The organism is Brevundimonas sp., assembly GCF_032017145.1.
Lineage (GTDB): Bacteria > Pseudomonadota > Alphaproteobacteria > Caulobacterales > Caulobacteraceae > Brevundimonas.
Map to the genome: position 1 here is coordinate 24,896 of NZ_DALZQC010000024.1, position 9,679 is coordinate 34,574.

Consider the following 9,679-nt stretch of genomic DNA (forward strand, 5'->3'; position numbering starts at 1 on the left):
GATGAACCGCCGCGATCTGATCGCCGTCGCCCTGGGTCTGGCGGCCCACCGTTTCCTGACGCCCGGGGTCGCGACGGCGGGCGCTTACGGCGCCGACCCATCGGCCTATCCCTTTCCCTTGGGCGTGGCCTCGGGCGAACCTTCGAGCGACGGCTTCGTCCTATGGACGCGCATCCCCGACCTGGCGGCGGACGCCGAGGTCGGGTTCGAGGTCGCCGAGGACGACGGCTTCCGCCGCATCGTCCGTCGCGGTCGGGCGGTCGCGCGCCAGGCGCGCGGCGGCGCCGTGCACCTGGAAGCGGCGGGACTGGAGCCGGGGCGATCCTACGCCTATCGGTTTCACCATGGCGGAGCGGTCAGCCCCACGGGGCGCACGGCGACCTTGCCGACGGCGCCGGAGCGTCTGCGCCTGGCGCTGACCTCCTGCCAGCACTGGGAGCACGGCTGGTTCAGCGCCTATGCCGACATGATCGCGGCGGCGCCGGCCGCCGTTCTGCAGGTCGGGGACTACATCTACGAGAAGTCGTTCGGCCAAGGCCCCGACGTCCGCGCCTTCGGCGCCACCCCGCCGATGACCCTGGCGGATTATCGCGCGCGTCACGCCCTGTACCGCACGGATGCCAACCTGGCGGCGGCCCATGCCGCCATGCCCTTCATCGTCACCTGGGACGACCACGAGGTCGAGAACGACTACGGCGGCGACACCGCCAGGGTCACCGCCGATCCGGCCGCCTTCCTGCGCCGAAGGGCGGCGGCCTATCAGGCCTATTTCGAGCACATGCCGTTGCGGCCCAGCGCCCTGCGGCGCGACGGGGGCGTGCGTCTGTACCGGCGTTTCGGCTTTGGCGACCTGGCCACCGTCCATGTGCTGGACACGCGCCAGCACCGGACGGCCGGCCCCTGCCCCGCCGCCGACCATCTGGGCGGCCGAATTCTGGACGACTGCTCCACCGTCTTGAACCCAGCGGCCAGCATGTTGGGACAGGCGCAGGAGGATTGGCTGAAGGACAGTCTGGCGCGGGACGGGGCGACCTGGAGCGTGCTGGCGCAACAGACCTTGTTTTCGCGCCTGGTTCTGCCGAACGGGCCCGAGGCGCGGTATTCGGACATCTGGGACGGCTATCCCGCCAGTCGCGACCGCGTTCTGGCGGCTCTGGCGCAGAAGCCCAATCCGGCGATCCTGAGCGGCGACGTCCATTCCTTCTGGGTCAACGATGTGCTGGGCGACTTCGCCAGGCCGGATCAGCCGCCGGTCGCGACGGAGTTCGTCACCAGTTGCCTGGCCTCGCGCAACGGGCCCGAATCCCTGTTCGGCCAGGCCAAGGCCCTGAACCCGCACGTTCGGCATCTGGACAATCGACGGGCGGGCTATGTCCTGCTGGACTTCGACCGCGCGCGATTGACGGCGGATTTGCGCGCCGTGGACGATCTGACCGATCCCAACAGCGCCTGTCGCAGCGCCGGACGGTTCGCGGTCGAGGCCGGGCGGCCGGGCGCGCGTCCGGTGTAGGTCGCCGGACTGACGCATGTCGGTGATGCGGCGGTGCTATCGGCGTCGCCTCATGCTTCGCAAGGCGCCGCCGCTGGAATCCGTAGAGGTCTTCGTCGCCGCGGCGCGGGGCGGAAGCTTTCGCGCGGTCGCCCGCGACATGGCGCTGAGCCCGTCGGCCGTCAGCCGACGGATCGCCGGTCTGGAAGAGTTTCTCGGTGTCACCCTGTTCGACAGGTCCGGTCTCGTGCCGGTCCTCAGCGCCGCCGGCCTGCGCTATCTGGAGCGGGTCGAGCCAGGGCTGCGGACCATAACCGACGCCACCGACGACATGGCCGCGCCCCGCAGCGGACGGCTGCGCGTGACGGCCTCCCACTCCTTCGCCTCGATCTGGCTTCTTCCGCGCCTTGCCAAGTTGCTGGAGGAGACGGGCGTCGATGTCGAACTGGTGGTCGGGGCCGGCTTCGACGCCCTGACGTCGAACGCGGCGGATATCGGCATATGGGGCGGTCGCGTCGCGCCAAACGGCCTCGAGACGCTTCCCCTGTTCGACGTGACCGCCGTGCCCGTGTGCCCGGAACGGCTGGCCAACGGCCGGACGCCGCCGCGATCGGGCGATCCGCTGGGCGATTTCCCGCTGGTCTCGGTCCATCGGCCCAAGGATCTCTGGCGGCGCTGGCTGGGCGCGCCGCCGCGCCATGTCCGCTCATTCGACACCCTGCACATGATGTACGAAGCCTCGGCCGCCGGCCTGGGCGTCGCGCTGGCCACCCCCTTGTTGTCCGAGCCCTTTCTGGCCAGCGGACGGCTGCGCGTCTGCTCAACCGACGCGCGTCCCCTGGGCCTCTCCTACGCCCTCTTCCATCCATCGGCTCGCCCCACGCGCACCGTCGATAGACTGTTTGTGGACTGGACCAGGAGCCAGATCGCGGAGTCCGTGAAAAGGTTCGAGCAATTGACGTGCTGACGCGGGTGGTCACGTCCAACACCGACCTGTCTCAACCGCACGCCGCCTGAAGACCTGATCTCAGGCGCCTTTCATGGAGCCTCTATCGCCGTAACGACACCGCTGAACCTGCAGGACGTGACCGAGTCGCCGGCCAAGCGCGGCATTGAAGCCGAAGGCCCGCGACGTGGCGGTTCAGACGCGGCGGACCCCACCCTGTTACGGACCTTCGCAGCGTCCGGTCGATCCGCGCCTTCTTCTGGCCAGAGCCTCGAATTCACGGTGCGGCGTCCGCACCGACCTGGCTGCGATCCGTCGGATCCCGACGGTCGATGGCTCGGACGAGGTCCCTGATGAAGGAATGGCGTCTTCCATCGAACACAAACCCCTCCGCCGCGCTGCGGATGACGATGTCCGCGCCCTGTTCACTCCCGACGCGGGCGAAGCCGATACGCTCGACGGCCCGCTGAAGCCAGATCGACGCGGCGCCCTCCGCTTCGATGAAGGCCGTCCCGCGGGCGCTTCCACGCGTTTCGAACCGGCCGCTCGTCAGCGAGAACGCCAGATTGGCCTGATCGAAGGCCTCGCCGATTGCGCCCGACAAGGCGACATCCTCAGGCGCGCCATCGATGAAGCGGCCTTCGCCCGGCAACAGCCAGATGCGGTCGGCGGCATTGAGCGATAGCTCCAGGTCATGGCTGGACAGGATGATCGAGACGCCGGTCTCGCGGGCGATCCGACGCAGGGTCGCCGTGATGGTCACCCGACTGGGCAGGTCCAGAAAGGCGGTGATCTCATCCAGCAGCATGACCTGAGGACGCTGGGCCAGGGCTCTCGCGATCATGACCCGCTGGCGCTCGCCGTCCGAGAGACCGTCGACGAACCGTTCGCGCAGATGTTCGCCCTCGACCTGTTTCAAGGCGCTTTCGCAAATCTCGCGATCCTCGTTCGAAAGCGCGCCGGTCCAACCCGTGTAGGGCTGACGGCCCATCTCCACCAGTTCGTGGACCCGCAGCGCGCCGACCTGGGGCCGGTCGGTCAGGACCACCGCGACCTTGCGCGCTCGCTCGGCGGCGGGCCATTGGCGCACCGGCCGCCCGTCCAGGCGGACCTCGCCGTCGACAGCGGGGATGAAGCCCGCCAATGTCCGCAGCAGGGTCGACTTGCCCTGACCGTTTCGCCCCAGCAGGCAGATGAATTCGCCGGGTTCGACGACGACCTGGTCAAGCGTCGACAGGACATTTCGCCCATAGCCGATCCGCAGAGCGTCTATCGCGTACATCAGCCCTCCCCGCCGCGAAGACTGCGCGACTTCAGCAGCAGCAGGATCACCAGCGGCGCGCCGATCAGCGCCAGTATGGCGTTGAGATGCAGGAAGTGCTGTTCCCACGGCAGGTGAACCACCAGATCCGCCGCCAGAGCCAGAACCGCTCCGATTAAGGCGGTCGCCGGGATCAGCGCCCCGATCCGCGCCGAACCGATCAGGCCGCGCGCCAGATGCGGCACGATCAGGCCGACGAAGGCCACGGGACCGCAAAAGGCGGTCACGGGCGCCGCCAGCAGTATTGTCGTTCCCAGCACCAGCCGGCGAAGGCGCGGCACGTTCACGCCCAGGCTCTCGGCATAGACATCGCCCAGCAGAAGGGCCGTCAGAGGCTTGGCCAGCACCACGGCTCCGAACAGGCCGAGCGCCAACAGCGGCGCCAGGGTGACGAAATCGCCCCAGACCACATTGGCGAAGGTGGCGTCGTTCCAGGCCGCGAAGATCCGTCCCTGGCTGCGGTTGGTGAAGTGCAGAAAGACGCTGATCAGGCCCTGGGCCAGGAAACCCAGCATCAGGCCCAGGACCAGCAGGGTGACAGCCCCCACGCGGCGCGCCATGGCGCTCATGGCCATCGCCACGCCGAGCGTGCCCAGGACCGAACCGGCCACGACGCCCAGGCCCGCGAACCCGGTGAGAACCATCAGAAAGCCGGGCCCGACGACTGCGCCGGCCACGATGACCAGGGCGGCGCCGAACTGCCCCCCCGCCATCAGACCGAGTGACCAGGCGTCCGCCAGCGGATTGCGGAAAAGCGTCTGCATCAGCAGCCCGGCCAGACCCAGGGCCGCGCCGCCGATCACGGCCGCCAGGACCCGGGGCAGACGAAGATCGACGACGATGCGCGTCTCCATCGACCCCGATCCGACGGCGCCCAGGCCGGACAGGACCTCGCCGGGGCTCAGCATCACCTGACCGATCATCAGGCTGGCCAGGATCGCGAGCAGGAGAACAAGAGCCAGAGCCCCTGCGATGAGCGCGGGCCGCGCGAAGGCGGAGGTCATCGATAGGCGCCCCGAGCGACAGGCTTGAGGAAGCGGAAAGGTTCGCTGACCAGGTCCGGGTGCAGCGCCTTCACGAAGTCCGCCAGAACCCAGTCGGGCCGGACAAAGGCGGTCTGGTACCAGTCATAGGCGTTGGCCGAGAGATTGCTGCGCCCCGTATTGGCGAACAACCGGTTGGTGCGGAACGCCGGCGAGACGCCCTCCACCACCGTGCTGCGCGGCGGGGCCGCGTGCAGGTCGCCGACGATCCAGACCTGGGCCTGATCCGCCACCGGCAGGATTTGTTCGGTCGCCAGGGTTTCCGAAGACCATTTGCGCGGATCTTCCGGCCGCGCCAGCAGGTTGCGCCCCCCCGCGTCGGCAAGATACGCCTGCTCGGCTCCACGAACGGTGGCGACCCAGCGATCGCCGCCGGCGGGATAGGCCCACAGCATCGGGACGGCGGGGCGAAGGGCGGCCGCCGCCCTCAGCGCCTCCACCTTCGCCTCGATCTGGCCGAACAGACGCTCGGCCTCGGCCTCCCGCCCGGTCAGCAATCCATGCAGTCGAATCCATTCCGCCCGTCCTAGATAGGTGGGCTCATCCTCTGCGAAGGTCGGCGCCACGATCACGCCCAGGCGTCGGGCCCGATCAAGCACGGGCGTATGGGCCAGGTCGGACAGGCGCATCAGGAAGACGTCCGGCCGGGCGGCCAGCAGCACGTCCAGATTGGGCGGAGCGTGCCAGTTGTAGCCAATCTGGCCGATGTGGCCCTCTATGACGCCGCGCCGCACATCGTCGTCGAAAGACACCCGGCCGCCCACCGCCACCAGCCGGTCCTTGACGCCGAGTTGGCCCAGGAAGGCTTCGTCGGAACTGGCGTTGGCGGCGATCCGCATCACGGGCGTGCGGATAACGGTCGCGTCCCGCAACGCGGGGGGCAAGCGCGGCTCGGCGCCCTCGCGCGGCGCCAGCACCAGCACGGCCTCCTGCTCCTGCGCCTGGCCGCCGCTCTGATCCGCCACGGGCGCCCGCAGTCGCGCCACTGTGTAGCCGTCGTGGCGCTCCAGCTTGAGATAGCGCGCATGTTTGAGGGGTATCGGCGTCCCATCGGCGCCGCCCGCCTCAGGCCGCGCCGCCTGGCCGTCCGAACAGGCCGAGAGCGCCGAAGCGCCGGCGGCCAGCAGGAATGATCGTCTCAGCATGTCTCGCCGCCCCTGTCCGGTGTGAGACAGAAAAATCCGTCCCCAGGGGTGACTAAACACAATGTTATAGCATAACAAGCCCGACCATTTCGTCCGGGGGACCCATGAAACCGCTTCTCGCCACCGCCAGCCTCGCCGCCCTTCTCGCCACGCCGGCCTTGGCCCAGGAAGCGCCGATCATCACGGCTGACGACGAGGCCGTCGAACTGGACGCCATCACGGTCTTCGGCCGCCCGCTCGGCCGCGTGCCCGGCGAGACCGCGACCAAGACGGGCGCCCCGGTTCTGGAGACGCCGTTCACGATCAACATCGTGTCGCGCGAACTGCTGGATCTGCGAAACGTCTCCAATATCGGCGAGGCCGCCGAGACGGTGAGCGGGGTCCAGCGGACCATCGGATTCTCAGGCAACCAGCGTTTCCGCATTCGCGGCTTCCAGAACATCTCGACCCTGCGCGACGGCTTCCGCCAGTCGGTGAGCCAGCCCGAGATCGACCTGCAGGGCGTGGAAAGCATAGAGGTTCTGAAAGGCCCCGCATCGGCCCTCTACGGGCGTTTCGAGCCGGGCGGCGTCGTCAACTTCGTCTCCAAACGCCCCTATGGCTGGTCCGGCGGCGAGGCATTCGTCGTCGGCGGCTCGCACGACTACTGGCGCGGCGGTCTGGACGTGAACGCGCCGATGACCGCCGACGGCAAGGTGCTGGCGCGCCTGAACGTCGGTTATGAGAACGCCGACAGCTATCGCGATCTGGTCGACAACACGCAGTTCTACATCTCGCCGGTCGTGGAATGGCGCCCCGACGCCGACACCAACCTTCTGGCCCGGTTGGAGTATCTGAAGCGCGACGCCGCCTTCGACCGCGGCTTCGGCGCCAACGCCGCCTTCCTCGATCAGCCGGTCAGCCGCAACTACGGCGAGGACTTCATGCGGATAAAGAAGGAGCAATGGGTCGCCGGCCTGGAGTTCAACCGCCGCCTGAACGCCGACTGGCGCCTGAGGCTGGGCGGCTTCGTCTCTGCGGTGGACGTGCCCGAGGAGCAGTTCTTCAACTACGGCTTCCCGCCCCTATCCGGCACGACCGTCAACCGCAGCTTCATCAGCTATGACGAGACCCAGGATGATCTGACGCTCCAGGCCGAGCTTTACGGCCGGATCGTCACCGGTCCCCTGGCCCACCGGCTGCTGATCGGCCTCGATCACAGCCGCGACGCCCTGTCCTATCTCAACGGCCAGATCGCCTATGGCCAGCCGATCGACCTGCTCAATCCCATCCGCACCGGACGCCCGACGTCCTACCTTCCGGTCGGCGACAGCCATTACGAATACACCTCCACCGGCCTTTATGTTCAGGACGAAATCGCCTGGAACAACTGGCGCCTGTTGCTGGGCGGACGGCTGGAGGAGGTTCGGACCTACGCCTTCACCGCGGACTTCCTCGACCCGGGCGTCAGCCGCACCGATCGGCCCTTCTCGCCGCGCGCCGGCCTGACCTATCTGGTCACGCCGGATTGGTCGATCTACGGCAGTTGGGCCCGCTCCTCGCGCAACGAAGGGGACGCCGGCCTGCTCGATAGCGGCCTGACGCCCAAGCCCACCCGAGGCGAGCAGTTCGAGATCGGGACCAAGGCGCTGGCCTTCGACGGCCGCGCCGAACTCACCCTGTCCGCCTTCGAGATCACCAAGACCGACGCCGTCGTCGCCGACCCCATCGACTTCAACCTGGTCATCCAGGCCGGAGAGATCCGCGTGCGGGGCGTCGAGGCGGAAGTGTCGGCACGACCGCTCGATCCGTGGACCATCGTCGCCTCCTACGCCTACAGCGACAGCCAGATCGTCGAAGACACCGACAGCTTCATCGTCGGCAACAGGCTGGCCGGCGTCCCGGACCATCAGGCGGCCCTGTGGACCTCCTGGGCTTTCGAAGGCGCGCTTGAAGGTCTCACCCTCGGCGGCGGCGTCTTCCACGCCTCCAGTCAGGCGGCCACCACCAGCAACACGCTCGATCTGCCGGCCTACACGCGGCTGCACCTGAACGCCGCCTATGGGTTCGGCGAAGGCTATGAGGTGCGGCTGAACCTCGACAACGTCACCGACGAGACCATCTTCATCACGGGCGGCTTCTCCCAAATCTATCCGCAGGCGCCCCGCACCGCGCGCCTGACGCTGAGCAGGCGGTGGTAGAATGCGGGTTGTCCGCCCCCCAGCCTGACGCCGGTTACTGAAGCGGTGCGCGATGACCACGGATTAGGCGGCCAAATCGCCGGCTGAAAGGCCCGCCGACAACCGTCAGCACCGGGACGATTTAGGAAGCGCCGCCCATCTCCCGGCGACAGGCGGCGGCTGGCGTCAGCACGGGTGACGCCAGGCCCGTATTCCAGTTCCAGGGCTGTCCGCCGTCAGCGCGACGGCGGCACATGGCCTGCTCGTGCAAGGCGAACATGCCGGGCGACAGATGGGTCGCGGCCTTGGGCGCGGTCTGGATGAGGAGATAGCCGGCGTCGTCGCCGTAGGCGGGCCATGTGGCGTCGGCGGCCCCTCCCGGCGCGCCAGAGCGGGCGAAGCGGGTCCAGTAGCCGACCATGGCGTCCGAGAGGGCCGTCTCCTGCGCCGTGTCGGGAATCTTGGGCCACAGCGGCGGCGTGCGGTTCAGCCGTCCGAACATATAGGGCAGTTCGCTGGCGTGGAAGGCGTGCAGGCCCGCCGCGTCGGCCGTTGGATAGCCGTGGTCGAAAGAGTAGAGGAAGGACGGACGGCCAAGCGCGGTCTGCGATCGGACCAGCCGTTCGGAGGTCCAGCCATAGAGGGCGTCGCGGGTCGTCGCCAGAATGCTCTCGGCCATGTCGGACGCCGGATAGAGGGCCAGGAAGGCGTCGGCCAGATCACCGTACCGCTCGCGGATGATCCGTTCGTACTCGGCGGGCGACGACGGCGTCGGCGGGGCCAGCATCTTCAGCGAGCGGATTTCGCCGCTGTTGAACCCGGCCAGAACTGGGACGGACGCCTGTTCGCCGCGATCGAAGATGTCCACCAACTGCCGGGGCAGGATTCGACCATCCACCACGGCGAAGGGCGAGAAGCCCGCCACAGCGGCCGCGTCGGTCAGGGTCTGGGCGTCCATCGACCGCAGCACGCGGGCGCTGGGCGCCTGAAGGGTTCGGGCCAGGCGCGCGCCCGCGTCCTCGGCCGACGGGGCGCCATGCCCGGCCGTCTTCAGCTCGGGCGTCGAGATCATATAGGCGCTCTGGGCGATGGCCTTGGCGAACAGGCCGCGCGCGGGCGGCGACGCCATCAGATAGACGACGCTGAGGCCGCCGGCGGATTCACCGGCGATGGTGACGTTCTGGGGATCGCCGCCAAAGGCGGCGATGTTGCGCCGGACCCACCGCAGGGCCTCGATCTGGTCCATCAGCCCATAGTTGCCGGACAGCCCCTCGGGCGATTCGGCGCTGAGCGCCGGATGGGCCAGATAGCCCAGGACGCCCAGTCGATAGTTGATCGACACCACCACCACGCCTTCGGACGCCAGGCGCGCGCCGTCATACAGGGTCTCGCGGCTCGACCCGGCGACCAGGGCGCCGCCGTGAATCCAGACGATGACCGGCGCCTTTTGCGCGTCGGTCGGCGACCAGACGTTCAACGTCAGACAGTCCTCGCTGGTTCGGCCCAGGTCCGAGGAATAGATCGTCTGCACGCGCGGCGTCGGCTGGACGCAGGCCGGGCCGAAGTCGCGGGCGTC

7 protein-coding genes are annotated in these 9,679 nt (G+C 68.6%); 3 read left to right on the plus strand and 4 right to left on the minus strand.

What is annotated here, in order from left to right; genetic code table 11:
* Position 1: 1 nt before the first annotated feature.
* Both RTU05_RS06285 and RTU05_RS06290 read left to right on the plus strand, forming a co-directional pair.
* A complete protein-coding gene (locus RTU05_RS06285) occupies positions 2-1,510 on the plus strand; it encodes an alkaline phosphatase D family protein (RefSeq protein WP_312596647.1) in 1,509 nt (502 codons plus the stop codon).
* A gap of 52 nt (positions 1,511-1,562) precedes the next feature.
* Positions 1,563-2,456: a LysR substrate-binding domain-containing protein gene (locus tag RTU05_RS06290; RefSeq protein WP_312596649.1), complete on the plus strand. Its 894-nt coding sequence runs from the start codon at positions 1,563-1,565 to the stop codon at positions 2,454-2,456.
* A 256-nt stretch (positions 2,457-2,712) separates the two neighbouring features.
* Here the strand turns inward: RTU05_RS06290 and RTU05_RS06295 are convergent, their stop codons facing one another.
* Genes RTU05_RS06295 through RTU05_RS06305 form a run of 3 tightly spaced genes read right to left on the minus strand, consistent with a single transcriptional unit; the run spans position 2,713 to position 5,944 of the window.
* Positions 2,713-3,717, minus strand: coding sequence for an ABC transporter ATP-binding protein (locus tag RTU05_RS06295; protein WP_312596651.1), 1,005 nt, complete (start codon positions 3,715-3,717; stop codon positions 2,713-2,715).
* Entirely contained in the window at positions 3,717-4,760 is a 1,044-nt protein-coding gene (locus RTU05_RS06300) for an iron ABC transporter permease (RefSeq protein WP_312596653.1), read from the minus strand. Before RTU05_RS06300 ends, RTU05_RS06295 begins: the two co-directional genes overlap by 1 nt.
* Positions 4,757-5,944, minus strand: a complete 1,188-nt coding sequence (locus tag RTU05_RS06305) for an ABC transporter substrate-binding protein (protein ID WP_312596655.1) — start codon at positions 5,942-5,944, stop codon at positions 4,757-4,759. Before RTU05_RS06305 ends, RTU05_RS06300 begins: the two co-directional genes overlap by 4 nt.
* 104 nt (positions 5,945-6,048) lie before the next feature.
* Here RTU05_RS06305 and RTU05_RS06310 point away from each other — a divergent pair, with 104 nt between their 5' ends.
* Positions 6,049-8,124, plus strand: coding sequence for a TonB-dependent siderophore receptor (locus tag RTU05_RS06310; protein WP_312596657.1), 2,076 nt, complete (start codon positions 6,049-6,051; stop codon positions 8,122-8,124).
* A gap of 121 nt (positions 8,125-8,245) precedes the next feature.
* Here RTU05_RS06310 and RTU05_RS06315 read toward each other — a convergent pair.
* The coding region (locus tag RTU05_RS06315) for a carboxylesterase family protein (protein WP_312596659.1) at positions 8,246-9,679 on the minus strand (1,434 nt) is incomplete at its 5' end.

Coding starts and splice junctions, on each gene's coding strand:
- RTU05_RS06305 (WP_312596655.1), bottom strand. CDS start 5,944: ATGCTGAGACGATCATTCCTGCTGGCCGCCGGCGCTTCGGCGCTCTCG.
- RTU05_RS06310 (WP_312596657.1), top strand. CDS start 6,049: ATGAAACCGCTTCTCGCCACCGCCAGCCTCGCCGCCCTTCTCGCCACG.
- RTU05_RS06285 (WP_312596647.1), top strand. CDS start 2: ATGAACCGCCGCGATCTGATCGCCGTCGCCCTGGGTCTGGCGGCCCAC.
- RTU05_RS06295 (WP_312596651.1), bottom strand. CDS start 3,717: ATGTACGCGATAGACGCTCTGCGGATCGGCTATGGGCGAAATGTCCTG.
- RTU05_RS06300 (WP_312596653.1), bottom strand. CDS start 4,760: ATGACCTCCGCCTTCGCGCGGCCCGCGCTCATCGCAGGGGCTCTGGCT.
- RTU05_RS06290 (WP_312596649.1), top strand. CDS start 1,563: ATGCTTCGCAAGGCGCCGCCGCTGGAATCCGTAGAGGTCTTCGTCGCC.